Annotated in this window: 25 protein-coding genes; 9 read left to right on the plus strand and 16 right to left on the minus strand. The window is 71.7% G+C overall.

Features of this window, described 5'->3' with window-relative positions:
- Positions 1 to 119: 119 nt before the first annotated feature.
- From ACWEN6_RS20750 to ACWEN6_RS20765, 4 genes are all read right to left on the minus strand, one after another.
- Positions 120 to 1,640: an MFS transporter gene (locus ACWEN6_RS20750; protein WP_452571913.1), complete on the minus strand. Its 1,521-nt coding sequence runs from the start codon at positions 1,638 to 1,640 to the stop codon at positions 120 to 122.
- A gap of 78 nt (positions 1,641 to 1,718) precedes the next feature.
- Positions 1,719 to 2,396 carry a TetR/AcrR family transcriptional regulator gene (locus tag ACWEN6_RS20755; RefSeq protein ID WP_452571915.1) on the minus strand — a complete coding sequence of 226 codons (678 nt, stop codon included), beginning with the start codon at positions 2,394 to 2,396 and terminating at the stop codon, positions 1,719 to 1,721.
- A 212-nt stretch (positions 2,397 to 2,608) separates the two neighbouring features.
- A complete protein-coding gene (locus ACWEN6_RS20760; protein WP_452571917.1) occupies positions 2,609 to 3,049 on the minus strand; it encodes a hypothetical protein in 441 nt (146 codons plus the stop codon).
- A 99-nt stretch (positions 3,050 to 3,148) separates the two neighbouring features.
- Positions 3,149 to 3,418, minus strand: a complete 270-nt coding sequence (locus ACWEN6_RS20765; protein WP_452571919.1) for a divalent metal cation transporter — start codon at positions 3,416 to 3,418, stop codon at positions 3,149 to 3,151.
- Between the two features lie 24 nt (positions 3,419 to 3,442).
- On the opposite strand from ACWEN6_RS20765, the gene ACWEN6_RS20770 reads away from it, so the two are divergent.
- Positions 3,443 to 3,691 (plus strand): helix-turn-helix domain-containing protein, encoded by a 249-nt coding sequence (locus ACWEN6_RS20770; protein ID WP_452572183.1) that lies wholly within the window; start codon positions 3,443 to 3,445, stop codon positions 3,689 to 3,691.
- A gap of 44 nt (positions 3,692 to 3,735) precedes the next feature.
- Here the strand turns inward: ACWEN6_RS20770 and ACWEN6_RS20775 are convergent, their stop codons facing one another.
- The 3 genes from ACWEN6_RS20775 to ACWEN6_RS20785 form a co-directional block, all read right to left on the minus strand.
- A complete protein-coding gene (locus ACWEN6_RS20775; RefSeq protein WP_452571921.1) occupies positions 3,736 to 5,190 on the minus strand; it encodes a pectate lyase family protein in 1,455 nt (484 codons plus the stop codon).
- A 410-nt stretch (positions 5,191 to 5,600) separates the two neighbouring features.
- Positions 5,601 to 7,202, minus strand: coding sequence for a glycosyltransferase family 39 protein (locus ACWEN6_RS20780; protein WP_452571923.1), 1,602 nt, complete (start codon positions 7,200 to 7,202; stop codon positions 5,601 to 5,603).
- Between the two features lie 379 nt (positions 7,203 to 7,581).
- Positions 7,582 to 9,135, minus strand: a complete 1,554-nt coding sequence (locus ACWEN6_RS20785; protein WP_452571924.1) for a class I adenylate-forming enzyme family protein — start codon at positions 9,133 to 9,135, stop codon at positions 7,582 to 7,584.
- A 487-nt stretch (positions 9,136 to 9,622) separates the two neighbouring features.
- Here ACWEN6_RS20785 and ACWEN6_RS20790 point away from each other — a divergent pair, with 487 nt between their 5' ends.
- Together ACWEN6_RS20790 and ACWEN6_RS20795 are read left to right on the plus strand one after the other, a co-directional pair.
- Positions 9,623 to 10,768 (plus strand): sensor histidine kinase, encoded by a 1,146-nt coding sequence (locus ACWEN6_RS20790; RefSeq protein WP_452571926.1) that lies wholly within the window; start codon positions 9,623 to 9,625, stop codon positions 10,766 to 10,768.
- The gene (locus tag ACWEN6_RS20795) at positions 10,765 to 11,439 is read left to right on the plus strand and encodes a response regulator transcription factor (protein ID WP_354921658.1); all 675 of its coding nucleotides are present in this window, start codon (positions 10,765 to 10,767) and stop codon (positions 11,437 to 11,439) included. The genes ACWEN6_RS20790 and ACWEN6_RS20795 overlap by 4 nt, the downstream gene beginning before the upstream one ends.
- Positions 11,440 to 11,534: 95 nt before the next feature.
- Here ACWEN6_RS20795 and ACWEN6_RS20800 read toward each other — a convergent pair whose 3' ends face one another.
- Complete coding sequence (locus ACWEN6_RS20800) at positions 11,535 to 11,933, minus strand: hypothetical protein (RefSeq protein WP_452571928.1); 399 nt, start codon at positions 11,931 to 11,933, stop codon at positions 11,535 to 11,537.
- Positions 11,934 to 12,100: 167 nt separating this feature from the next.
- On the opposite strand from ACWEN6_RS20800, the gene ACWEN6_RS20805 reads away from it, so the two are divergent.
- On the plus strand, positions 12,101 to 13,144 hold the full coding sequence (locus ACWEN6_RS20805) for a medium chain dehydrogenase/reductase family protein (RefSeq protein ID WP_452571930.1): 1,044 nt from the start codon (positions 12,101 to 12,103) through the stop codon (positions 13,142 to 13,144).
- Positions 13,145 to 13,471: 327 nt separating this feature from the next.
- Positions 13,472 to 14,884, plus strand: coding sequence for a M1 family metallopeptidase (locus ACWEN6_RS20810; RefSeq protein WP_452571932.1), 1,413 nt, complete (start codon positions 13,472 to 13,474; stop codon positions 14,882 to 14,884).
- Positions 14,885 to 14,985: 101 nt separating this feature from the next.
- Here the strand turns inward: ACWEN6_RS20810 and ACWEN6_RS20815 are convergent, their stop codons facing one another.
- Positions 14,986 to 16,644, minus strand: a complete 1,659-nt coding sequence (locus tag ACWEN6_RS20815) for a carbamoyltransferase C-terminal domain-containing protein (RefSeq protein WP_452571934.1) — start codon at positions 16,642 to 16,644, stop codon at positions 14,986 to 14,988.
- A 662-nt stretch (positions 16,645 to 17,306) separates the two neighbouring features.
- Between ACWEN6_RS20815 and ACWEN6_RS20820 the strand changes: the two genes are divergently transcribed.
- Both ACWEN6_RS20820 and ACWEN6_RS20825 read left to right on the plus strand, forming a co-directional pair.
- Positions 17,307 to 17,441, plus strand: coding sequence for a hypothetical protein (locus ACWEN6_RS20820; RefSeq protein WP_452571936.1), 135 nt, complete (start codon positions 17,307 to 17,309; stop codon positions 17,439 to 17,441).
- Positions 17,441 to 18,556 carry a YeiH family protein gene (locus ACWEN6_RS20825; RefSeq protein WP_452571938.1) on the plus strand — a complete coding sequence of 372 codons (1,116 nt, stop codon included), beginning with the start codon at positions 17,441 to 17,443 and terminating at the stop codon, positions 18,554 to 18,556. Before ACWEN6_RS20820 ends, ACWEN6_RS20825 begins: the two co-directional genes overlap by 1 nt.
- Before the next feature lie 43 nt (positions 18,557 to 18,599).
- Here the strand turns inward: ACWEN6_RS20825 and ACWEN6_RS20830 are convergent, their stop codons facing one another.
- Entirely contained in the window at positions 18,600 to 19,778 is a 1,179-nt protein-coding gene (locus tag ACWEN6_RS20830; RefSeq protein ID WP_452571940.1) for an arabinan endo-1,5-alpha-L-arabinosidase, read from the minus strand.
- Between the two features lie 746 nt (positions 19,779 to 20,524).
- Positions 20,525 to 20,953, minus strand: coding sequence for an HflX-like GTP-binding protein (locus ACWEN6_RS20835; protein ID WP_354921674.1), 429 nt, complete (start codon positions 20,951 to 20,953; stop codon positions 20,525 to 20,527).
- Between the two features lie 434 nt (positions 20,954 to 21,387).
- Here ACWEN6_RS20835 and ACWEN6_RS20840 point away from each other — a divergent pair, with 434 nt between their 5' ends.
- Positions 21,388 to 21,576 (plus strand): hypothetical protein, encoded by a 189-nt coding sequence (locus ACWEN6_RS20840; protein ID WP_452571942.1) that lies wholly within the window; start codon positions 21,388 to 21,390, stop codon positions 21,574 to 21,576.
- 249 nt (positions 21,577 to 21,825) lie between these two features.
- Here the strand turns inward: ACWEN6_RS20840 and ACWEN6_RS20845 are convergent, their stop codons facing one another.
- The 4 genes from ACWEN6_RS20845 to ACWEN6_RS20860 form a co-directional block, all read right to left on the minus strand.
- The gene (locus tag ACWEN6_RS20845) at positions 21,826 to 22,227 is read right to left on the minus strand and encodes a DUF3147 family protein (RefSeq protein WP_452571944.1); all 402 of its coding nucleotides are present in this window, start codon (positions 22,225 to 22,227) and stop codon (positions 21,826 to 21,828) included.
- A complete protein-coding gene (locus tag ACWEN6_RS20850) occupies positions 22,224 to 22,565 on the minus strand; it encodes a DUF3147 family protein (protein ID WP_452571946.1) in 342 nt (113 codons plus the stop codon). Before ACWEN6_RS20850 ends, ACWEN6_RS20845 begins: the two co-directional genes overlap by 4 nt.
- 217 nt (positions 22,566 to 22,782) lie before the next feature.
- The gene (locus tag ACWEN6_RS20855) at positions 22,783 to 23,628 is read right to left on the minus strand and encodes an SDR family oxidoreductase (RefSeq protein ID WP_452571948.1); all 846 of its coding nucleotides are present in this window, start codon (positions 23,626 to 23,628) and stop codon (positions 22,783 to 22,785) included.
- Positions 23,625 to 23,927 (minus strand): antibiotic biosynthesis monooxygenase, encoded by a 303-nt coding sequence (locus tag ACWEN6_RS20860; RefSeq protein WP_452571950.1) that lies wholly within the window; start codon positions 23,925 to 23,927, stop codon positions 23,625 to 23,627. The genes ACWEN6_RS20855 and ACWEN6_RS20860 overlap by 4 nt, the downstream gene beginning before the upstream one ends.
- Before the next feature lie 93 nt (positions 23,928 to 24,020).
- On the opposite strand from ACWEN6_RS20860, the gene ACWEN6_RS20865 reads away from it, so the two are divergent.
- Positions 24,021 to 24,497 carry a MarR family winged helix-turn-helix transcriptional regulator gene (locus ACWEN6_RS20865; protein WP_452571952.1) on the plus strand — a complete coding sequence of 159 codons (477 nt, stop codon included), beginning with the start codon at positions 24,021 to 24,023 and terminating at the stop codon, positions 24,495 to 24,497.
- 105 nt (positions 24,498 to 24,602) lie between these two features.
- Here the strand turns inward: ACWEN6_RS20865 and ACWEN6_RS20870 are convergent, their stop codons facing one another.
- Positions 24,603 to 25,085 (minus strand): metallophosphoesterase family protein, encoded by a 483-nt coding sequence (locus ACWEN6_RS20870; RefSeq protein ID WP_452571954.1) that lies wholly within the window; start codon positions 25,083 to 25,085, stop codon positions 24,603 to 24,605.
- Positions 25,086 to 25,231: the final 146 nt, after the last annotated feature.

Here is a 25,231-nt window from a genome sequence, read left to right on the forward strand (position 1 = left end):
CTCCTTCACCGGGCCCTAGAAGAAATGCCTCGCCCCCTGCCCGGACCACCGGAAAGGAGGTGGCCCGGGCAGGGGGCGGCGTTCATGGGCCGCGGGGATCGGCGTCCCGCGCGGCCTGGTCAGTGGGCGAGCACGGGCACCGAGGGCGCGTCCTCGTGGCCGTCACGGCCGGACGAGGCGCCGGGGCGCCGTCCTTGGTGGCCGCTGTCGACGAGGGCGAGCACGATGGCCGCGGCCAGCACCAGGATGCCCACCGCCCACCAAATCGCGGTCGCGTAGCCGTGCACCGCCGCCTCGTTGGCGAAGGCGGCCTTGCCGAGGGTCCGCGCCTGGGCGGCGTGCGAGGTGACCCAGCCGGTGACGGCGCCGGCGGCGATGGTGTTGAGCAGGGCGGTGCCGATGGCGCCGCCGACCTGCTGGGAGGTGTTGACCATCGCGGAGGCCACACCCGCGTCGCGCGGCTGGACCCCGAAGGTGGCCAGGCTCATCGCCGGCATGAAGGCCGTGCCCATGCCGAGACCGAGCAGGATCTGCGCGGGCAGCACCAGGCCGGCGTAGGAGCTGTCCACCTTCATCTGGGTGAGGATGAGCATGCCGACGGCGGCGAGCAGGAAGCCGGGCACCATCAGCAGCCGCGGCGGGACGCGGGTCATCAGACGGGCGCCGATCTGCGTCGAGCCGGTGACCATGCCCGCGACCATCGGCAGGAAGGCGAAGCCGGTGCGCACCGGCGAGTACCCCTTGACGACCTGCAGGTAGTAGGTCAGGAAGAGGAACAGGCCGAACATCGCGATGATCGCCAGTCCCAGTGACAGGTACACGCCGCCGCGGTTGCGGTCGGTCACCACGCGCAGCGGCAGCAACGGCGATCTGACCTTGCTCTCGACCAGCACGAAGGCGACGAGCAGCACGGCCGCCGCGACGAACAGGCCGATGGTCACGTTCGCCGACCAGCCGTCGGACTCGGCGCGGGTGAAGGCGTAGACCAGGGAGACCAGGCCGAGGGTGGCCAGCACGACGCCGGGGATGTCCAGGCCGCTGCCGTTGTGGGTCCCGGCGGGCTCACGGATGACCAGGAAGGCACCGATGACGGCGAGAACGGCGAAGGGGATGTTGACGTAGAACGTCCAGCGCCAATCGAGGTACTCGGTGAGGAAGCCGCCGAGGATCAGGCCGACGGCGCTGCCGCCGCCCGCGATGGCGCCGTAGATGCCGAACGCCTTCGCCCGCTCGTGGGCCTCGGTGAACATCACCGCCAGCAGCGACAGCGCGGCGGGCGCCAGCAGCGCGCCGAACACGCCCTGGAGCGCGCGGGCTCCGAGGAGCATCGCCTCGTTGCCGGCGGCGCCACCGATCGCGGAGGCCAGGGCGAAGCCGATCAGGCCGGCGATGAAGGCGCGCCTGCGGCCCCACAGGTCGGCGATGCGGCCGCCGAACAGGAGCAGTCCCCCGAACGCCAGGGCGTACGCCGTGATGACCCACTGGCGGTCGACGTCGGAGATATGGAGGTCCACCTGCGCGGAAGGCAGGGCGATGTTCACGATCGTCGCGTCGAGCACGACCATCAGCTGGGCGATGGCGATGAATCCGAGGGCTTTCCAGCGCCGGGGGTCCGGCTGGACCTGGGCTGTTTCAGACATGCGTTAACTCACTTACGGTACAGAGATGCCGAATCGGCAGGTGAAAGGTAATAGCGATCTGTCGCCGGAGCGGGGGGCTCAGGCGGTCGGCGTCGTCGTGGTCGGTGGTCGCCGCTTGAGGTCATCGAAGGTGGCGCCGGCTCCGGGCAGGGGGGAACGCGCCGGGGTGCGGAGCCCGTCCAGGAAGAGCTCCAGATGACGACCGACGAACCTGTCGAGGTTCAGACGCCTGGAACCCGGCAGGGGCCGGGTGAGCTGGGAGAGTGCGATCAGGATGTCGGCGGGGGTCACATCCGGGCGCAGGAGGCCCGCGTCGCGCCCCCGCTCCACGATGGCCTCCACCGCCCGTTCGAGGCGGGCGCGCTCCACGGTGAGCGCCGAGGCGATCCTCTCACAGTCGGCGGAAAGAATCGGACACAGGGCCCCAATTCGCTCGTCGGTCGCGCCGTGCACGAAGCGCCGCAGCGCCGCGAACGCGTCCGGCTCCTCGGCGAGCGCCGTCTCGGCCAGCTTCACGATTCGGTTCATGACCTCCAGGGTCACCTGGCGGATGAGTTCGGGACGGTCGGCGAAGTGCCGGTAGATCGTGGCGTTGCCCACGCCGGCCCGCCGCGCGATCTGGTCGAGAGTCACCTCGGCTCCGTACTCCACGAACGCCTCACGCGCGGCGGCCACGATGCGTTCCCGGTTGCGTGACGCGTCCGCCCGCAGCCGCTGAACGTGGCTCCGCCCGGCGGTCATGCTCACGGTTCCCACAGCGGTGCTCCCTTCCGTCCTCCGGCGCACAACCGGGGACGTTCTCCCCGGTTGCGACCTCCGTGCAAACGGGGAGACCGTCCCCGGATATTTCGGACATCCCTGTGAACTGCATCACATGGCCGAAAACACCGCACCGCCGCGAACATGCCGCCGGCCCCGCTCCCGGCCGAAGCCGGGAGCGGGGCCGGTCCGCTCCCCCGCGCGAGGGGTCAGTCGATTCGCTGGCAGATCGTCACCGGCAGGCGGGGCGACCACCGCTTGGTGACCTCGTCGTACCCGCGGGCGTACCCATTGGTTCCAGGGGCGCAGGGAGCGGCGATCGTCGTGTCCACGTAGACGGCGCCACCGGGGGTGATGGGGTGCGTACGGGCGGTCTGCCACCTGGAGAAGGCCACACGGCCGTTGTTGAACTTGACGGCGACGTAGACACGGCCTCCGACGGTGAAGTTGCCGCCGGCGACCTTGAGGTGGCCGTCGAAGGTGTAGGTGAACAGGAACGGCTGCGCCAGCTGGAGAGAGCGGGCGGAGCTCGTGGTGACCGTGCCGGCGGCGGCCGAGGCGTTCGCGGCGGCGCCGAGCGCGGGAACGCCCAGGGCGACGACGCCGGCGGCGGCGGTGACGCCGAGCAGGGCGCGGATGGTGCAGGTCATTTCGATCTCCTCCGAGACGGTGCCGGCCCCCTGTGGTCCGGGACGCTACGTCGGCCGGGCTGCTCCACCATTGACGGGCATGCCGCCTGCAACCCGCTGTCAACGGCCCTGACGCCGGCCTGCATCCGCCGTCGGAGTGCAGGTCGAGCAGCCGAGGAGGGGGACCACCACCGCGGCGGCGCCGGCGATCCAGGTCGTGTACGGGGCGTTGACGAGCGGCCCCATCAGCGACTTGTCGCGGCAGAAGTGGACGAGCAGGAACAGCGCCACGGGCACTCCCAGCGAGATGACCACCTGACTGAGGACCAGCAGGCCGGTCAGGGACACCCCGGAGGACCTGGGACGGGCGGTGGAGATTCTCGAACCCACCTACACCGACGCGGAAGGACAACGCTGGACGCTGCTGCCTTCGGGTGGGACAGCCTCTCGGAGACCGAACGGGCGGTGGCGGAGCTGATCGCCCGAGGTCTGACCAACCGCCAGGCCGCCGCGCGGATGTTCCTGTCCCCGCACACCGTCTCCACCCACCTTCGCCGGATCTTCGCCAAGCTCGACATCGCATCGCGCGCCGAACTGGCCCGCATCTGCGCCGAGAAGAAGCAGGGGCGCCCCGGCGGAGACGCCGAAGGCCCCGGAACCTGAGGAACAGGTCCGAGGCCTTCGGTCGCCGGTTCCGCCGGCGGCGGTCAGATCTTGCCGGTGCCCGCGTTCGCGAGGACGGTCGTCTTCACGCCGCTGGGCGTGTCGACGGTGTAGGAGTAGGGGATGGAGTTGACGCTGCCGGCGGTCTGCAAGGCGCCCGAGTTCACCAGGTAGTTGTTGCGCGCGACGATCGAGCCGCCCGGCGAGGAGCCCTCACTGGTGTGGGTGGGCTCGGCGACGTTCTCGAAGTAGTTGCCCTCGACCAGGACGCCGGCGCCACAGGTGGAGGCGACGCCGTAGCTGTAGTCGGTGTAGGAGGAGCTCTTGTAGTAGTAGTTGTTGAACACGTGGATCGGGTTGCCGAAACGGACGCGCGGGTTGCGCTGGGCGCAGGTCTGGAACGCGTTGTGGTGGTAGGTCACCCGCAGGTGCCCGGTGTCCTCCGACGCGTTGCTGTCACTGTGGCCCACCAGCGAGCACTTGACGTGGTCGTGCAGCTTGTTCCACGAGACGGTGACGTAGTCGGCGCCGTGGGTGATGTCCAGCAGCCCGTCGTAGTAGTCGGTGCCGTGGCCGGTGTCGCTGGACAGGTCGTTGTGGTCGAACCACAGCCGGGTGGAGTGGTCGACGTGGATCGCGTCGCCGTTGCCGTTGTCGGCCAGGACCTTTGAGATCTTCATGTTGCGGACGATGACGTTACTGACGTCCCTGATGTTGAGGCCGCAGCCGGTCAGTCCGGAGTTCGAGCCGACACCGAGGACGGTGGTGTTGGAGCCCACCCGCACGTCGGCGGAGCAGCTGAAGTTGCCGTTGACCTGGACGGTCTTGGCGCCGTTGCCCGAGACCGCGCTTGTGAGCGCGCTCAGGGAGGTGACGGTGGTCGTGGCGCCGCCGGCGCCGCCGGTGGTGCCCCCGCCCTGTGTCGCCCAGCCGACCAGTCCGGTGGGGGGCGGCGTCGTCGGGGTGGGCGTGGGGGTCGGCGTGGGGGTCGGCGAGGGCGGCGGGGTGGGAGTGGGGGTCGGCGAGGGGAAGCGCGTCGGGGTCGAGCTCGGCGTGGGGGTGCCGCCGACGCCTCCCGTGCAGGTGACGCCATTGAGGGTGAACGACCCGGGCACGGGGTTGGAGGAGGTCCAGGTGCCCTGGAAGCCGATCGCGACGGCGCCGCCCGTGGCCAGCGAGCCGTTGTAGGAGACGTTCGTCGCGGTGACCTGGCTCCCGCTCTGGGAGAAGGTGGCGCTCCAGCCGGTGGTGACCTGCTGGCCGGCGCCGAAGGACCAGCCCAGGGACCAGCTCGTCAGCGGATCGCCGAGGTTGGTCACCTCGACGTTGGCGGTGAATCCGCCGGGCCATTGCGAGGCGACGGCATAGGTGACCTTGCAGCCGGTCGCGGCGTCGGCCTGGGAGGTCAAGGTCGCGAGTCCGGCCGCGGCGACGACCATCGCCGTGACCGCGTTGAAGATGGCGAGGCGACGCCGTCGCATGGGGGGCCGAGAGAGCAAGGACCGCTCCTTTGCGTGATGAGAGACGATGGGACCTGCGCACCGCCCGGCGCGTGGATGCCGGCGGCGGGACAGCCCGTGACCGGGCTACGTCCCGGGCCGCTGTTGTTAGCGCTCACATTTGAGCGCGCACCTCCATGGCCGAGGCGGCGCGGGGCCGGCCTCGATCCCGTTACGCGGGTGCCGTTCACACCTCTGTACGGCATTCACGAAAGAGAACATGGGCGTAGTTACGGCCGCCGGGAGTCGCCGGTCAACCTCCGCGCCGTCCGCTGCGGGAGCGGGCACTGATCCGTGCTGGTGAGAACCCGGGGACGGAGCTCGCGGCCGGTGAAACGTTCAGGGACGCGGCGGCCGCGCCCCGAGTGCGGCCGGCGGTCAACCCGGTCGACGGTCAACCCGGTCGGCGGTCAACCCGGGCAGTGGGCGCCGGCGATGGACCTGCCGGCGTCCGCGTTGCCGAGAGAGGCCGCCGTCCTCCAGTCGGCGCAGGCGGCGCCGGTGTCGCCGAGGCCGGCTTCGGCGAGCCCCCGGAGGTGGTAGTCCTCCACCAGGCCGGGGTCATAGCGGATGGCGGTGGACAGGTCCGCCCGCGCGCCCGCGTAATCCTTCAGCGCGAGTCTGGTCCTGCCGCGCTCGCTGTAGCCGGGGGCGAAGGTCGGCAGCCGTGACACCACGTAGTCGAGCTTGGACAGCGCCGCCGCGTAGTCGCCGTTCTGGTACCTGATCAGGCCCAGGTAGTAGTAGGCGAGCATGAAATCGCGGTCGAGTGCGATGGTGGCCTCGAAATCCGGTGCCGCGCCGGTGTAGTCGCCGGCGGTGTACCTGGCGATGCCCCGGCTGTTGTGCGCGAACGCCACTCCGGGCTCTTTGGCGATGGCGTCGCTCATGATGGTCTCGGTGTCCTTCCAGGCCATGTTCCTGGTGATCGTCAGCGTGGCGAACAGCACGGCGAACACCGCCATCGCCCCGGTCACCGCGATGCGCGGAACCCGGTCGCGGTGCTGGAACGCCTTCTCCGCGAAGTGAGCCGCGATGAGGAACAGGCCGAGATAGGGCAGATACGCGTACCTGTTGGCGTGGTAGTTGTCGATGAGCAGCACGGCCTGCGTGAGCGCGATGCCGACCGCGAAGAACGCCAGCCCGAACACCACGACCTTGCGCGACGACCTGGGCACGAGCAGGGCCGCCACCACCGCCGCCAGCACGAGCGGGGAGAGCAGGACGTACCACGGCAGGGGTTTTCCGGGGTATTCGTAGGCGAGCGACAGATGGAAGGGGCCGACGAGCTGCGCCAGATAGTCGACCACCGCCGAACAGGCGAGAAAGAACCGGTCGACGACGGTGTAGTCGCGGGGCGGCACCACATCCTGCCGCGCGGTGAGCGCGACCAGCCCCATGGCCGCGGCGATGAACAGGAACGGGACCTTCTCCAGAAACGAACGCCGGCTCGGCCTGCGGCCCTTGAGGAAATCGACGAGGAACAGCACCAGGGGAAGCACGACAGCGGTCGACTTCGACAACGTGGCCAGCCCGAAAAGGGCCGCCGACCACGCCAGCGACCCCCAGCGCCGCGAGTCGAGATGACGCAGGTAGGCCAGCAGCGCGGCCAGGGAGAACAGCGTCGCCAGCAGATTGCTGCGGGCGGAGATCCAGGCGACGGTGTCCACGTTCACGGGATGGACCGCGAAGGCCGCCGCCACGAAAGCGGCCGGGAACACCCGCTCGGTCAGCCCGCGGACCAGCAGGAACACCAGCACCACGTTGGCAAGGTGCAGCAGCACGTTGGTGAAGTGGTAGACGCCCATCGCGCCCTGGCCGACCAGATGGTCGATCGCGTACGACGCGTACACCAGTGGTGTGTACATCGACTGCAGCGGGGTGGTGAACCAGTGGCCGATGGCGGCCCCGTCGACTTCGCGGATGGACACGTTGTCCACCACGCTCTCGGGATCGTCGAAATAGATGAAGCCGTTGCCGATGCCGTTGGCGTGCACGACGAAGGCGGCCACGACGATCGCGGACAGAATCCAGTGCCACGGGAGGCGCTCGCGCCGCGCGGCGGCGGACGTACGGCCGCCGGCGCCGCGAGCGTCACGACCACTGCGAGCGTTCGGGGCATCGCGACCATCGCGAGCGTTCCGAGTGTTGCGACCATTGCGGCGGACGGCCGGGCGAGCGGGCGTCATCACATCTCCTGTGAGCGTCGTCGCTGTCGCGCGTCACAGTACGGTATTCCGCGTCGCGCCGGAACACGCGCGGAGTCGATTACGCCGAACCGCCGTTTCGTCGACAGGTGAAGCAACTCCCCTGGCCCCGGAATGGCGGGAAGCGAAAGGCCCCCGACATCGCCGGGGCTCGCGGCGGCGACGCCTTCGAGCGCCGTTCCGGTCAGGTCGCCGCCGGGCCGTACTGCTCCAACAGGGCGCGCTTGTCCGGTTTACCGCTGGCCGCGACCGGCACGGTGGACACCGTCGTGATCGTCCGCGGGACGCTGTCCGCGCCGAGGTCGGCCCGCACCAGCTCGGTCAGCGCACCGGGGTCGGGGGTGCGGCCGGCGGCCGGCACGACGAACGCGTGGACGGCCTCCCCGGTCCGCTCGTCCGGCGCGCCGGTCACGTACGCCTCGGCCACGTCGGGGTGCGCGGCCAGGACGCGCTCGATGGGCCCGGCGTACACCACCATCGCGTTGACCATGATGACGTCCCTGATCCGGCCGACCAGGTAAAGCAGGCCGTTCTCGTCCAGGTGGCCGAGGTCGCGGGTGCGCAGCAGGCCGTCCCGCAGCACCTCGGCGGTCTCCTCCGGACGTCCCCAGTAGCCCGCCATCAGGTACGGGGTGCGGACGTGGATCTCACCGGTCCGCCCTGTGGGGACCGGACGGCCTTCCTCGTCGCGCACGCTGATCTCGACACCGGGGTGCGGCGGGCCCACCGAGGCCGGCGCGCGGTCCGGGAAGCGGGCGAGGTCGTCGGGGGTCAGGATGGAGATCAGGCCGGACTCGGTCATCCCGTACCCGTGGTAGACCACCGGGCCCAGCCGCTCCACCGCCTCGGTCAGCCGGTGGGCGCTGATGGACGACCCGCCGACCATCAGCGCGCGCAGGCTGCCGAGGTCGACCTGTTCGTCGCGGAGCACGTCGAGCATGGCGCACAGCCGGGGCGCGGCCATGACCGAGCCGGTGATGCGATGACGCTCGATCGCGTACGGGAACAGCGGCCCGCCGTCCTCCTCGGGGATCACCGCGGTGCCGCCGCCGAGCAGGCACAGCATGACGTAGTCCAGGATGACCGTGGCGGACAGCGTGCCGAACAGCAGGAAGCGCTGGAAGGACCCGGCCAGCGCGGTGGCGATCGGCGACCAGTTGCGCGGGTGCCACGACCAGTGCGCGCCGAGCGCGCGGTAGGTCATCGCGCAGCCCTTGGGCTCGCCCGTGCTGCCGCTGGTGAAGATCAGCATCGCCACGTCGTCCGGCCGGGCCGTGATCTGGAGCGGGCCGTCGCCGCCGGGGTGGTCGAGCAGGTCGGCCGCGCCCGCGACGGGTCCGAGCGAGAGCACCGTGGCAGGTCCGGCGGCCTGGAGCAGCTCCGGCGTCGCCGTCGAGGCGTCGAGGACCACCGCGTCGATGTCCATGCCGAACACGTGGGCGAGCAGGCGGGGGGTGTAGCCGGGACGTACGCACAGGACGCGGCAGCCCAGCGCGTGCGCGGCCATGTGCGCGGCGAACGCCTCCGGCGAGACGCCCGCGCGGATGGCGACCCCCCGGCCGGGACCGAGGCCCGCGTCGCGCAGCGCGGCGGCCAGCCGCCCGATGAGATCCAGCAGCTCCCCCCGCGAGACGCGCCTGTCCCCCTGTTCGAAGGCCGTGCCGCCGGGCGAGGTCCGCAGCGCCTCCAGCAGCGGGTACGGGAACGGCGGCTCGGCCGACTCGGCGGAATCGTGCATGCCCGGCTCCTCTTGTCCCAGACCGTCGAAACGGCGGTAACGACCCGATCGGCGGAGGTATCGGTATATGACCGGCTTATCGTTCAGCAATGGTAGGCGTCAGAGATCGAAAAGGGGCCGGAACGCTCACGTCACCGCGACGGAGTCCGCGGGTGTTATATCGGTGTTAGGTCCCGCAGACCATCCTGGTGCTCTCGACGTGCCCGCGGATGGACCAGTGCGCGCACCGCGACGCCGGGAGGCACGGGACCGGGCGACGAGACCGCGTGGCGTCGCCGGTCACCGGCGCGGGCGGATCGGCGCTGCGAGGGCCGGCGAGGATGCCATGCGGGGACGAGCGGACCCGGATGGTGAGGATGCTATGCCGCGAGAGGCGGGGCCGGTGGTGAGGTCGGAGCGCCGTGAGGAGCCGGGACGGCGGTCCGGACGATCAGAGGGGTCGCCGCGCCATGAGGGGTCCCGGCGGCGCGAGGGGTCGGGGCGGACGGTGCGGTTGCGCATCACGATCTTGTATGCCGGCCTGTTCCTGATGTCGGGGATCGGCCTGCTGCTCCTGACGTACCTGCTGTCCAGCGGCAGCGCGACCTCCCACGCGCCCGGCATGGACGCCCCGGGGGCCGGTCTCGCCGTCGCCCGGGAGAGGATCCACCAACTGGAATCGGAGCTGGCGGACGTCCACGCGCTCCAGTCGCGCCAGCTCCTGGTGGGCTCGCTCATCGCGCTGGTGGTGATGGCGGCGGTGTCGGTCGTGCTGGGCAACGCCGTCGCCGGCCGGGTGCTGCGCCCGGTGCGCACGATCACGGCGGCCACGCGGCGGATCTCCGCCGAGAACCTGCACGAGCGGCTGGCGGTGCCCGGCCCGGCCGATGAGGTCAAGGAGCTCGCCGACACCATCGACGGACTGCTGGAACGCCTGGAGGCGTCCTTCGCCGCCCAGCGCCGCTTCGTCGCCAACGCCTCCCACGAGCTGCGGACGCCGCTGACGACGATGCGGGCCGCGCTGGACGTGGCCATGGCCAAGCCGCGGCCGGCGCCCCCGCAGACGGTCGCGCTCGCCGACCGGCTGCGCACCGAACTCGACCTGGTGGACCGCCTCCTGGAGGGCTTCCTCGTCCTGGCCCGCGCGGAACACGGAGCGCTCCCCGACCGGGCCGCGGTGTCGCTCGGCGACCTGGTCTCCGGCGCACTGGCCGCCCACGCCGCCGGCATCGCCGAGAAGAACCTGACCGTGGACGACGGCGGCCTGCGGGACACCCCGCCGATCCAGGGCAGCCCGACGCTGCTGACGCGCATGGCGGACAACCTGGTCGACAACGCCGTCGTCCACAACCAGGACGGCGGCTGGATCCGCGTCGCCACCCGGACCGAGCACGGCTCGGCGCGGCTGGCCGTGGAGACCGGCGGCCCGGTTCTGGACCCGCGGCACATCGCCCGGCTCGGCGAGCCGTTCCGGCGGCTCACCGCCGACCGGACCGGCTCCGGGACCGGCTCGGGCCTCGGCCTGTCGATCGTCGCCGCCGTCGCCGCCGCGCACGGCGGCCGCCTCGAACTGCACGCCCGGCCCGAGGGCGGCCTGCGCGTCACCGTCTCGCTGCCACTGCCGGCCGCCGTACCTCGGGGCGCCGCCGCGTGAGGCTGCTGGTGGTCGAAGACGCGCTGTCGCTGGCCGAGGTCCTGGCCGAGGGGCTGCGCGACCAGGGCATGGCCGTCGACCTCGCGCACGACGGCCTGTCCGCCGCCACCAAGCTCGATCTCAACGCCTACGACGTCGTCGTCCTGGACCGCGACCTGCCCGGGATCCACGGCGACACGCTCTGCCAGATGATCACCGACCACGACGACCGGCCGATGGTCCTGATGCTCACCGCCGCCGGCTCCCCCGCCGACCGGGTCAGCGGCCTCACACAGGGCGCCGACGACTACCTGGCCAAGCCCTTCCACTTCCCCGAACTGGTGCTGCGCGTCCGCGCCCTGGCCCGGCGGCGCCCCGCCGCCCGGCCGCGGACGCTGCGCGCGGCCGGCATCGAACTCGATCCGCTGCGCCGCACGGCCACCCGCGACGGCCGGCGGCTCGACCTGTCGGTCAAGGAGTTCGCGGTCCTCGAGGCCCTCCTGCGGGCCGGCCCCGCGTTCCTGAGCGCGGAGGCCCTGCTCCAGCAGGTCTGGGACGAACACGCCGACCCGTTCACCAACACCGTCGCCGTCACCATCGGCCGGCTGCGCCGCAAACTCGGCGGCCCGCCGATCATCACCACGACCCCCGGCGTCGGCTACCGCGTCACCGATCCGGACGACGCGCCGTAGACACGGCGCCGCCCGGGGCCGGATGGGTTCCCGGCCCCGGGCTCGGGGTGCGGTGCGCGCGGGCCGCCGTAGGCGACGTCCGCGCGCGTCGAGGATCAGCAGAGGAAGGCGCCGCAGACGGCAGGGAGCACCGCGGTGACCGAGAGGGTGCCGGAGCCGGGCACCCCCACCGACGTGACGAACTCGCGGTCACGGGCGGCGGCGCGCACGGACAGGTCGCAGAACGGGGTGGTGGAGTTGCAGCCGCCGACGACCTTGGTGCCCGAGGGCACCTGCCAGTCGTAGCCGCTCGCCGGACCGCCCTGTACCGCGTTGTCGATCACGTAGCTGGACGCGGCCCGGAACGTGCCGCAGACGGTCGTGCTCGACCCGCTGGTGGACGGGATGACCTGGCACGCCAGCGAGGCGGAGGCGGCGGACGCCGGGGTCGCCAGGACCGCGGCCGCGAACAGGGCTACGAGTCCGAACAGTGACAGGGAGATGGTTCTTGGCACGGGAGGTTTCTCCTTAGAGGGGGAACTGGTCTCACCCTCGAGGCGTTCCATGCCGTTCCATCGCCCCCTGGCGGCGCGGCCGCGCGCAGGCCCTCCTCTTGTCATGCGCCGATTTTCAGATACTCTAACTTTAGTTAGAGGCTATAACTACGCTGAGGAGACGGGCCATGGAGACGACCGAGATCGTGCTCGCCGGAGTCGGGGAGCCGGAGGCGATGCTGGTGCGCGGCAGGGAGCTGCCCGCGCCGCGGGCCGGTCAGGCGGTGGTGCGGGTGGAGGCGAGCGGGGTGTCCTTCGCTGAGCAGCAGATGCGCCGGGGCAAGTACTACGACCAGCCGGCCTTCCCCTTCGTCCCCGGGTACGACCTGGTCGGCGTCGTGGAGGCCCTCGGCGGCCGGACGGCTCCGGGCGCGGGCGGCTCGCCCGTGGAGGTGGGGCAGCGGGTCGCGGCGCTGACCAAGATCGGCGGGTGGGCCGATCGCGTCGTGCTCGACGTGGCCGACCTGGTCCCGGTGCCGGACGGGGTGAGCGCGGCCGAGGCCGAAACCGTCGTGGTCAACGGCGTCACCGCCTGGCGCATGCTGCACCGCACGGCCCGGGTGCGGGCCGGACAGACGATCGTCGTGCTCGGCGCGAACGGCGGGGTGGGTTCGACGCTGGTCCAGCTCGCCCGGCACGCCGGCGTCCGGGTCATCGGCACGGCCTCGCCGCGCGGTCACGACCGGCTGCGGGAGCTCGGCGCGATCCCCGTCGACTACCACGACGACGTGCCCGCCCGCGTGCGCGAGCTGGCGCCCGAGGGCGTGGCGGCGGTGTTCGACCACGTCGGCGGCCCGGGCATCGCCGGCTCCTGGCGGATGCTGGCGCGCGGCGGCACGCTGGTGTCCTACGGCAGCGCGTCCACCCGCGACAAGCCGGGCAGCGGCACGCTGGCGGTGCTCAAGCTGGTGGCCCGGCTGGCGGTCTGGAATCATCTGCCGAACGGACGCGGCGCCCACTTCTTCAACCTGTGGGCCGGCAAGGCCCGCCACCTGGACCGCTACCGCGCCGAGCTGCGCGCCGACCTCGGCCGGCTGTTCGCCATGCTGGCCGCCGGGAGCATCACGGCGCAGGTGGCCCGCACCTTCCCGCTGACCGAGGCGGCGGCGGCGCTGCGCTTCGCCGAGGCCGGCGGGTTCACCGGCAAGGTCGTCCTGATGCCGTCGCAGTGAGACCCGGCGAGGGGCGGCGGCGGCCCGGCCGAGGACGTAACGAGAAGTTCACAACCGGCGGGACGGGGCGCGGTGACCCATGGGAGCCTGGACGCCTCGGAGTGCCGTACCCCCTGCCGGCCGGTGCTTTTCGCGGACCGTACCCGTGCGAGCGACCATCCGTTCTGGGGTAGAAAGCGGGGAAAGTTGCTTTTCAGGGGATTCAGTGGATCTTGACCGGTTTAAGGGGGGTTTGTACGATCCGACCTGGATCGCACGTGGCGTCCACATGCTCCGCTCCCCTAGAAACCAGCCGGTTCCGGCAGGGAGCGTCCAGAGAGGAATTCGATGAGGTCTCGTGGTCTGCGGGGAGCCGCCGTCGTGGCGGGGCTGTCCGTCCTGGTCTGCGCCCCACCCGCCTTCGCCGCCCCCGGCGACCCCGGCGGGCCGCGGTACTCGGCGGGCGCGCCGAGCGTCGGGGACCCGTACTTCCCCTCCGAGGGCAACGGCGGCTACGACGTGCGGCACTACGACGTCGTCTTCTCCTACGACCCGGCCACCAAGCGCATGGACGCCACCACGACGATCACCGCGGTGGCGACCCAGGACCTCGACCGGTTCGACCTGGACTTCCGCGGCCCCGAGATCAGTTCCCTCACCGTCGGCAAGCACCCGGCGTCGTTCAAGCGGGAAGGACAGGAGCTCGTCGTCACCCCGCGGCCCAAGCTGAAGAACGGCGAGCGGTTCACCGTCCAGGTCAAGTACGCGGGCACGCCGCCGGTCATCACCGACCCCGACGACTCCATCGAGGGCTGGGTGCCCACCGACGACGGCGCGTTCGTCCCGGGCGAGCCGCAGGGGTCGCCGGCCTGGCTGCCCGGCAACGACCACCCGACGGACAAGGCGACGTTCACCTTCCACGCGACCGTGCCCGAGGGCATCACCGTCGTCGGCAACGGGCAGTTGCTGTCGCAGACGACCACCGGCGGCAGGACGACCTTCGTGTGGGACTCCACCGAGCCGATGGCGACCTACCTGGCCACGGTGACCCTCGGCAGATTCCAGGTCGCCAGGTCGGTCACGCCGAGCGGCGTCCCGGTCTACACCGCCGTGGACCCGCAGCTCGCGAGCCAGTCGGCGGCCACCGTCGCCCGCATCCCCGACATCGTCGAGTACTTCTCCTCGCTCTTCGGCCCCTACCCCTTCGCCTCGACCGGCGCGATCATCGACAAGGCGCCGGACGTCGGCTACGCCCTGGAGAGCCAGACCAAGCCGATCTTCTCCAGCGCGCCGAGCCTCGGCACCATGGCCCACGAGCTCGCCCACCAGTGGTTCGGCGACAGCGTGTCGCTGAAGCGCTGGTCCGACATCTGGCTCAACGAGGGCTTCGCGACCTACGCCCAGTGGCTGTGGACCGAGCACAACGGCGGCGCCACCGCGCAGCAGACCTTCGACAGCGCGAGCAACTACGGGCGCGCGGCCACCTCGTCGTTCTGGCAGACCGTCCTGACCGACCCCGGGCCGGTCGACATGTTCGGAAACGTGCCCTACAACCGGGGCGCGATGACGCTGCACGCGCTGCGCGGCAAGATCGGTGACGCGGCGTTCTTCACGCTGCTCAAGGACTGGGCCACCACGCACAAGTACGGCAACGCCACCACCGCCGACTTCGTCGCCGCGGCGCAGAGCGCGTCCGGCAAGGACCTCAAGGGCTTCTTCGACGTGTGGCTGTACCAGAAGGGCAAGCCGGCCACCTGGTGACCGCCGGCCCACCGCGACGGCGTCCCGCACGAGCGGGGCGCCTTTCGCCTTCCACGGTCAGGCGCCGCCCTGTGGGCGGCGCCTGACCGGTCCGCGCCCGGTCAGCCGTCGCCGCTCAGGTCGACCAGGCGGTCCTCCAGGATGAGGAAGTCCAGGCCGATCGCCCGGGCCGAGCGCACGGCGCCCTCGGCGTCGTCGACGATCGGCTCCGCCCGGGTGTTGAAGGAGGTGTTGATCGCCACGGCCGGTGCGCCACTCGCGCGCAACCGGTCGAGCACGTCCCACACCACCCCGTCCTCACGGCCGATCATCTGCGGACGCGCGGTGCCGTCGACGTGCACGCCGGCCGGGGCCTCCTTGGCGCCGAGGTCGGTCATCAGGCTGGCGCCCACCATGTAGCGGTGCAGCGGGCTGGCCTCCCAGTGGCGTCCCTCGCTCTCGGCCAGGCCCACCGGGCCGAGCGGCCGCCACAACTCGCGGCCCTTGGCGCGGTTGAGCCGGTCGCGCATCCGGTCGTCGGTGGCCGCCGCGATGATCGAACGATGGCACAGCGCGCGGGGGCCGATCTCGGCCCGCCCGGTGACGACGCCGCCCATCCGGCCGGCCAGCAGCCAGCGGGCGACGGTCTCGGGCAGCACCTCCCGGGCCGCGAGCCCGTGCCGCGCGAGCGCCTCGTCGATCTCCCGGGGCCGCACCCGCCGGCCCAGGTACGGGCTGAGCGGGGCGCGGGGACGGGCGGGCGGCGCGACCGCCCAGGCCGAGCCGAGCGACACGCCCGCGTCGTGCGGCACCGGCGGCACGTACACCGGCGGCGGCAGCAGGCCGTTGGAGGAGCAGTTCAGCGCGACGCCGCCGGACAGGCACAGGACGTCGTGCCCGGTCACCTCCCTGGCCCGGCGCGCGAGCATCGCCATGACCTCCTGCAGGCTCGCCTGGGCGCTCCAGGCGAGCCGGACGGCGTCCTCGTCGCCGTCCAGCGTGGCCGGGTCACCGTCGTGCCGCCGGAAGCCGATGCGGGCGAAGTGGTCCCACCAGGCCCGCATCACGTCGCGGTGCGGAGCGCCGGGCGGCAGGTCGAAGGGAGGCGTGAAGGCGCCGGCGCACACCTCGTAGATCGGCCAGCGGTCGGCGCCGCGGGCCTTGCCGTACGCGGCGAGGCCCATGGTCTTGCCGGCCTCGAGGAACGACAGCCCGATGGTCCTGGAGACCGCGTCGTACATCAGCCCCAGCGAGTGCGGGATGGGCCAGCGCTCGCGGCGCACCAGCATCCGGCCGTAGCGGGCGTCGTAGATAGAGACGCTCTCGTCGTCGCCGTTGCCGTCGACCACCAGGACGGCCGCCTCGGCGTGCCCGGAGGCGTAGAAGGACGCGCAGGCGTGGGCGAGGTGGTGCGGGACGAAGACGACCTCGGGGTGGCGGGCCGCGTCGACCCGCCACCCGAGCGCGGTGGCGAGCCAGTCGCGGCTGTCGCCGAACCGCCACGGCCGGCCGAGCACCGGGGGGTCGAGGCCGAGATCGTCGCGCGCCGAGTGCCGGGGCATGTCCCAGCCGACGGTGACGACGTCCACGTCGGCCGCGGTGATGCCGGCCATGTCCAGGCACGCCTGGGCCGCGCGGGCGGGGTACTCGCGCAGGCCGTGCTTGACGCGGCTGACCCGCTCCTGTTCCACCAGCGCGTGGACCACACCGTCGCCGTCCACCAGGCAGGCGGCCACGTCGTGCCAGCCGACCGCGGGTGCGTTGAGCCCGAGGACCCACATGTCACTGGGGCGCGCGGACGTGGCCGCGGGAGGGGAGGTGGAGCGCGGCCGTGAAACGCTCTCCGCTTTCCGGCGTCGCCAATTCGGGCCGGTCGATTTCATGCACGAGTCGAAGCACCCCTGTGTCGGGAGAATCGGAGGGCGGGCACGAAGAAAGCGCCGGCCGTCGCACTGTCAAGGCGGAGGCGGGCACCCCGTCGGAGGGCGATCATCCCGAGGCTACTCCGCATCGAGGGATCATAACGACGGCGTCACGCTCCGAGCAATATGGATATGACACAGGGAAAGCGATATGTGTTGCATTCATGGTCAAAGGGGTGATGGACGGCGCCGTCCGATGAAAACTACATGCGGCCGGACACCGTGCGGGTTCGCCGGGACACGGAAAGCGCGCCGCCCTCCGGACGGAGGTACGCGGCCGAGGAGGCGCCCAGGCGCGGTCCGGCGCCGGACACCCGGGTCACCGTGCCGGGTCCCGGCCTGACCTCCGGGTCGCTCCGGCCGGGCCCTGCCCCGGACCTAATCCATGTATTCCCTATTGACTTATAGCTAAATGCGCCCGACTCTTGGGGCGGGCTGCGAGTGACGGCCCGTCCCGACGCGGTCCGAGGGCCGCAGGAAGGCACCGCCATGAGCGTGCAGCGATCGCCGGAGGCGCCGGTATGAGCGGCCAGGAACCGCCGACGAGCAGCGAGAGCCGTATCGCGATCAACGAGGACTGGGCGGCGACCATCGTCGGCCTGGCGCTCCTCGTGCTGATCATCATCGGCGTGATCCCCGTCGGGCTGGTGCCCTGATGAGCACCGAGCGGACCGTCCCGGAGACCGCACCGGCCCGCGCGCCCGTCGCCTGGCAGTGGCCGGTCGCCGGCGTGCTCGTCGTGCTCCTGCTCGCCGCGGCGACCCGGTTCCTGGACAAGAACGTCCCCGCCTGGTTCGCCGGGTCGAGCTTCGCCAAGGCCATCGAGTTCCCGGTCTACGCCATCATCCTCGGCCTGCTGGGCAACGCGGTCCTCACCGCGACCGGCCTGCGCGAACGGCTGTCCGGAGGTTTTCGCACCGAGTTCTTCATCAAGACCGGCCTGGTGCTGCTCGGCGCGTCGATCAACCTCAAGGTGATCGTCACCGCGGCCGGGCCCGCCATCGTCCAGGGCATCGTGCTGATCAGCACGGTCTTCCTGTTCACCTGGTGGCTGGGCGGCCGGCTCGGCCTGGACGACAAGCTCCGCGCGCTGCTGTCGGCGGCCGTGTCCATCTGCGGGGTCAGCGCCGCCATCGCCGCGGCCGGCGCCGTGCAGGCCCGGCGCGAGCAACTCGCCTACAGCGCCAGCCTGGTGATCGCCTTCGCCCTGCCGTCGATCTTCATCCTGCCGGCGCTGGCCTCCGCCTTCGGCCTGACTCCCGAGGTGGCCGGCGCGTGGATCGGCGGCAACATCGACACCACCGCCGCGGTGACCGCCGCCGGCACCATCGTCGGCGAGAACGCCCTGGCCATCGCGACCATCGTGAAGGTCACCCAGAACGCGCTCATCGGGGTCGTCGTCGTGGCGCTGACCGCCTGGTTCGCCTTCCGCGTCGAGCGCCGCGCCGACAGCGCCAGGCCGAGCGCCGTCGAGCTGTGGCGGCGGTTCCCCAAGTTCGTCATCGGGTTCGTGGCCGCGTCGGTGATCGCCACCTGGTGGCTGACCACCGTCCCGGCCGACCACGGCAAGGCCGTCATCGGCGTGGCCAACGACCTGCGCACCTGGTTCCTCATCCTCGCCTTCGTCAGCATCGGCCTGGAGTTCCGCGTCTCCTCCCTCAAGGAGGCCGGCTGGCGCCCGGTGGGCGTGTTCGCCGCCGCCACGGTGGTCAACATCGTGGTGGCCCTGTGCCTGGCCCTGCTGCTGTTCCGTAACTACACCGTCGGCTAGGGCGACGGGGGACCGGACGGAGCCCGGTCCCCCTCATCCCCGGTCAGTAGACGTAGGGCCAGCCGGCGGAGTCGTAGGCGAGAAGGTTGATGCCGAGCCGCGAGGCGCCGTTGTCGGCGTAGTAGTGGTAGACCAGCACGTCGGCGTCGACGTCGGTGAAGACGGCCTGGTGGCCGGGGCCGTGGATGCTCCCGTGCCCGGCGAGGATCTCGGTGCCGCCCCCGGAGGTCATCGCGACCCCGTTACGGTCGACGTAGGGGCCGGTGACGCTGGTCGAGCGGCCGACCATGACGCGGTAGGTGCTGGACGCGCCCCGGCAGCACAGGTCGAACGACACGTACAGGTAGTAGTACGAGCCGCGCCTGAAGATGTACGGCGCCTCGATCGCGCCGCCGTTGCGCCCGGCGATGGACCGGATGGTGGAGTCGGCCCGCTTGCCGGTGGCCGGGTCGATCCGGACGAGCTTGACGCCCGACCAGAACGAGCCGAACGACAGCCACCAGGCGCCCTGGCCGTCGACGACCAGGTTGGGGTCGATGGCGTTGAAGTTGTCGGAGGTCCGGGACTCGATGACCAGGCCCTGGTTGGTCCAGCTTCCCGAGGCGCCGGTCGTGCTGGTCGCCAGGAAGATCGCCGAGTGGTTGGAGCCGAAGGTGGAGGCCGAGTAGTACAGGTAGTACCGGCCGTTGCGGTAGGAGATGTCCGGCGCCCACAGGTTGCGGCTGCCGCCGGTGTAGGCCGTCGTCCAGGACGCGCCGCCCGGGAACACCGTGCCGGCGTCACGGAAGGCCGTCCGGTCGGTGGAGGTCTTGATGGCGATGTTGTCGCCGGTGTGCACGAGGATGTAGCCGCCGGCGGGCGTCTTCACCATGGACGGGTCGTGCACCGAGATCGATCCGGTGACGTACCCGGGGTTGGGGTAGGCGGCGCGGGCCGCGAAGGGGGCGCCCCCGGCCGTGGACCGCCGAGCGGCCTGTCCGAGGGTCGCACCGGTCGCCGACGCGGCGGTCGTACCTGCCGCACCCGTCGCGGACGCGGTCAGCGCGGCGGTCGCTTTCGCGGTCAGGGCAGCGGTCGCTTTCCCGGTCAGGGCGGGCGCGGACGTCGCGGCGTGCGCCGGGGCGGAGCCGCACAGGGCGGCGACCGCGACGGCCGCCGCCGCGAGCGTTCGGCGGAGGCGGCGGCGCGGGCCGGTTCTGGGCGTGGAAGTCGCGGAGTTCATCCCTGGTCCTCATCCGTGGTTCGAGCGGCGCCGCCCGCGCCACGGCACAGGGCGAGGCGGGGCGGCAGGGACTCACCGGGGCAGGACGGCGGTCCGGCGCACAGGCGCGCCCGCGCGGGCACGCCGGGTCGGCGCCGGAGGAGGCGCGCCGCAGGTGGCGGGGCGTCGTGCCGGTGCCCGGCTTCCCGCGCCAGGCCGTCGCCCGCGGCCGTCGGTGCGGCCGGAGGGCGTCGTGAAGGGCCCGCCCCTGTGGGTGGAGGGGTGAGGCGGTGGCGACTGTACGTCCGCGATCACCGGCGCGCAACGGCCGGCGTGCGCCCGTCCGCCATGCCCGCGTCGTCCCCCAAGCATGAGCCCAGATGTCGCCGGGGGCGCCGCGCAGGCGGTGAGCGGCGGGTTCTCCGGCCGCCGGCGGCGCGTTCCGCCTGCGCCCGCGGGTGGCACCGCGTCCGGGCACGGCCCGGCCGGCGGCTGTAAATTTCAGCCGCGGCGGGCGGTGGGTTGACAGGCGCGCCGAGCCCGGGTTACGAAAAGGGCCCGCGCCAGGAAGAACGACGCACCTCGAGACCCTCGAATGTTAGCGCTAACAATGCCGGTGTGATCCACCGGTCAGCGCCTACGCCCACCGGGACCCGTCCATCACGGCGTCCCGGCGGGCGTCCCCCGGCTCCCGGCCGAGACCGCCGCGACGGCGGCGCCGCTCGCCGTATCCGCGTTCCCGACAGTGCCCTCGTGAGGACGCCCGCCTATGGCACCAGGTCCTGCGAGGAGAGCACGGGGCAGTTGAACAGGCCGGTGAGGGTCTCGACCTGGTGCGCGGTCAGCGGGTTGAGAAAGATGACGGCGTCGGCACGGGTCTTCTCCCGGACCAGCGCGATCTCCTCCACCTTGCCGGCGCTGACCAGCGTGCGGGACGAATAGGGCGCGTCCATCGTCCGCGCCCCGCCGTCCGAGACGCCCCGGCGCTGGACGAAGCGTCCCACCACCTGGGCGCCCAGGGCCGCCACCGCGCTCGCGAACTCGTCCATGATCACCAGGTAATGCCGCTCCTTGGCGGAGAAGTAGCCGACGAGCACGACGTCCATGCCCGTCAGCTCCCCCGGCGGCGGCACCTTCGCCGGCCGGGCGCCGCGCTCCGCGCGGCCACCGCGCCGCATGCGTCGATGTGGCTTCACGTCCGACACGGTAGCGACCGGACGACCGGCCTCATACCTTCCTCGCCCAGCTCCCTGCCGCCATCGTCGGCCCATCCTCGTCCGGGCGGACGCGCCACCCCCGTCCGGTCGACGCCGCGACCTCGTCTCGCCATCGCGTCCCGCCATCGCGTCCCGCCACCCGGCCGCCCCTGTCGCTGCCGTCGTCGCCCGTCATCGCCCGTCATCGCCGTTCCCCGACCTGGGGCGCGAGGCCCATGGCCCACCTTCCCGCGCGGCGCGACGCCCTCCGGAAAAAGGCATTCGATAACCGCTATCGCCGCCCCCTACTTCGGCGGTGGTGAAACAGAAGCGGAGCGATAAGGCATGGATAGCGACCCCCCATACCTTCGTAAATGTCACCAGGAAAACGGTGAGGGAAACAAGCCGAAGGCCACAAAAAAGGGGTCAGCAAAATGATGAAGAACATGAAGTCCGCCGCCGCCCGCATCGCCATCGTCGCCATCTTCGCCACCGCCGGAAGCGCCGCCGTCGCGGGCATGTCCATGGCCGACGCGACGACCCCGGGCGACACGCAGACCCAGAGCTCGACCCCGACTCCCACCCCCACCCCCACCAGTGACAACAGCACTCCCTGGATCTGACCGACCGCTAGTGGCAGACGGCTGAGGTGCGGCCGGAGACAACGTCTCCGGCCGCATCAGTCATTTTCCGGGAATTATTGGAAGAACAGCCGCGCCGTCCTGCGAAACAGCGCGTCGCACACTTATCGCCGGCCACCCCTACCGCGCTATCGGGCCCCCTATTCGCCCGTCGCCCAGCGTTTTCCCACCTTCGGTTCCCGCCGCCCTGAGGTGAGGGTTCTCCATCCTCCCGGTGACACCCCGGCACACCTATCTCGTGTGACGCCGCACCGCCAGGTAGAGGACGGCGGAGACGATCATCCAGGCCACGGTCGCCAACGCCATCGCCGGCGCCGCCGGGACGCGGCCGGCCAGCGCCCAGACGCACACCGCGAAGACGATCATCCCGATCGCGCCCAGCACCGCGCCCCGGGCGTCCTGCGCGACCGGGACCCGGCTGTGCTCCTCGTCCTGGATCAACGTGAGCGTGGCCGCCATGACGGCGGGAAAGGCCAGGAACACCCCGCCCGCGGTGACCCCCCACCGCTGCCCCACCAGGCCGGCGATCACGGAGACCACCATGCCGAAGGCGAAGCGCAGCGCCATCCCGGGCAGCGAGATCTCGCGGATCTTCTCGGGGTGCACGCGGATCCTGCCGGGATCGTCGCTCACGTGATCAGCTCCCAGCCGAGGGCCGCGACGGCCGCCCAGATCACCATCGCCACCGCGCTGCCGGCGGTGGCGCCGAGCCGCCGCGTCAGCGGGACCGCCGAAGCGCAGTAGGCGACCAGCGCCACCGCCCCGACGACCATGCCGTGCCCCGCCTCCGCCACCTGGCGTTCCCCCAGCACCAGCAGCGTCACGGCCATCCCCGCGAGCGCGACGGCCGGCCCCGCGGCGAAGATGCCGGCGAACCGCTTCGGGCTCACGATCTCGCCGGCGAGAGCGAAGGCCATGACCAGCAGCCCCCCGCACAGCCCGCGCACGGCGATCGACCACACCTCGCCCATCCGCCCACCTTCCCGGCCGCGAGCCGCCCCTCCCGGCTCGATCCCGGGTACATTCCCCTCCCGGCGCCACGGATCCGCCCGGCGGAGCCCATCGATGCCCCGGAACCGATGGACGGGAGCACGGAACCGCTGGACGAGCGTCGCGGAACGGCCGGCGAAACGCTCAGCGCGGCGGAACCGGTCGGACTCCTCGGGCGCCGCAGCTCCGGTGGGCTCCTCAGGCGCCGCGGATGCGGTCGGCGAAGTCGCGGGCGAAGTCGCCGAACGACCGGGCGGGCCGTCCCATGACATCGGGGAAGTCCGATGTGGTGAAGTCTCCCCAGCCACGCGCGTACGCGGTGCCGTACTCGGCGTTGACCGCGGCGATCCAGTCGGGCAGCCCGGCGCCGAGCATGGCCTCGTATGCCTCCCTCTCGCTCAGCGCGTGATAGTCGACCGGCGTGCCATAGATGAGCCGGAGCCGCTCGGCGACCTCCTTGAGGGAGATGCCGGCCGGTCCGGTCAGGGTGTAGACCTTCCCCTCGTGGGACTGCGGCTCGGTGAGGACGCGGGCGGCGAAGTCGCCGATGTCCCGCACGTCGATCATGCCGACCCGCCCGTCGCCGAGGCCCCCGTACAGCGTGCCGCCGTTCACCGAGCCGAACAGGTTCTGCATGAAGAAGTGCGGCCGGATGATGGTCCATCGCAGGCCGGAGGCCATCAGCTCGGCGTCGGACAACGCGTGCAGCCGGCCGTTGCGGGTCGGAGCGTCATGACCGGCCCCGACGGCGGACATGCGCACGACGTGGCGCACCCCCGCCTGACGGGCGGCCCAGACGGCGTTCATGGAGGCGTGCGGGGCCTGCGGGCCCATCGCGGTGAGCAGCCACACGGTGTCGGCCCCGTCGAACGCCGGGCCGAGGGTGCGGGGCTGCTCCAGGTCGCCGACGACGACCTCGGCTCCGGGGAGGTCGGGCGCCTGGGCGGGGTCGCGCACGAGCAGGCGGACGTCGTCCGTGGTGGGCAGGGAGCGCAGGAGCGCACTGGAGACGGCGCCGGTGGCGCCGGTGATCAGGGTGGTCATGGCTGGTCCTCGTCTTCAATGGCGGTGCCCGCCTCGGCGGACACCACGTGGTCGATGGCCTCGAAGAAGGCTCTGATGCCGGGCAGGTTCGCGCCCTTGGCCCGCGAATCGGCGAAGTCCTCGGCGGTCCGCCAGCGCACGATGTCCAGCCAGTCGTCGCCGGGCAGGCGCACCAGCCGGGCGCCGAGGAAGCCGGCGCGGTCGGCGCGGAAGTCGGCGAGCATCGCCGGACGGGCCGCGAGCAGGCGGCGCACCTCACCGGGCGCCACATGGAATCTGGTCAGTTCTACGGTTGTCATCGCTGTCTCCTGATGTGAGCAGGCGACTTCGACGATATAGTAAGTATCAGTGACTATCAAGTTTAGTGACTAGTTGACGGACGGATGGCCCCCATGCGGCGCAGCGAACGCAAGAAGACCGACCCCGACCTCGGCATCATGGCCGGCCAGATGCTGTTCGCCGTCCAGCGGGAGATGTTCGAGACCCTCGTCCGGGAGGGCCACCCGCACCTGCGGCCCCGGCACGGCGCCGTCCTGGCGTACCTCGACGAGGAGGGCAGCCGCGCCACCGACCTGTCACAGCAGTCCGGCCAGCACAAGCAGGTGATCGGCACACTGGTGGACGAACTGGTCGAACTCGGCTACGTGCGCCGCGAGCCCGACCCGCAGGACCGGCGGGCCAAGCTCATCGTCCCCACCCCGCTCGGCCTGGACGAGATGGAACGGTCGGACGCCATCGCCGCCGACATCGAGCGCCGGCACGCCGAGGCCATCGGCGAGGACGTCTACGCCGTCTTCAAACAGGCCTTCCGCCAGATAGTCCACCTCCAGCGCACCAGCGCCTCCCAGCCGCCCGCCGCCGCCGGTTAGCGAGCCGCCGCGGAGCGTCAGGGGACTTCGCGCCCTCGCCCTCACGGGGGCGAGGGTGACGGCGCCGCCCCCGCACCTCGACGAGGCCGGGGCGCTCGCGCGTCGTCAGGTGACCGGGATGATGTCGGCGGCCAGCAGGCGGCCGTCTTCGACGTGGAGCACGCCGATGGTGCCGTGGGGCTGACGGCGGCGGTCGGTGGGGGAACCGGGGTTGAAGATGCGCAGCCCCTCCTCGGCGTGGTCCAGCGGGATGTGCGAGTGGCCGAACACCACCAGATCGGCGGATGGGAAGCGCCTGCGCATGCGGGCCCAGCGTCCCTTGGCCGCGCCGCTGTCGTGGATCATGGCCACCCGCAGCCCGTCGAGGTCGAGCTCCAGCGTCTCAGGGGCGTCCACGTCCGGGCCGTCGTTGTTGCCCTTCACCGCGTGGACCGGCGCGAACGCGGCAAGCTCGTCCAGGACGCCGGCCGTGCACACGTCCCCCGCGTGCAGGATGACGTCGGCCCCCCGCAGGTGTTCGGCCACCCGCGGCGGGCACGACTTCCAGAACCGGGGAGCATGCGTGTCGGACAGGACGACGACCCTCATGAGACCCCCCTTGCCCCACGCATCCACCCCCCACTCCTGACCGCCCGGCACGATGACCGTCATCAGCCCACTGAGCCATTCCGTGCAATCATTCGTGACTTTCCGTAGCTGTTGAGTTTGATCGTCCAGCAGAGCCTTCATGTGGA

This window comes from Sphaerisporangium sp. NPDC004334 (assembly GCF_053602655.1).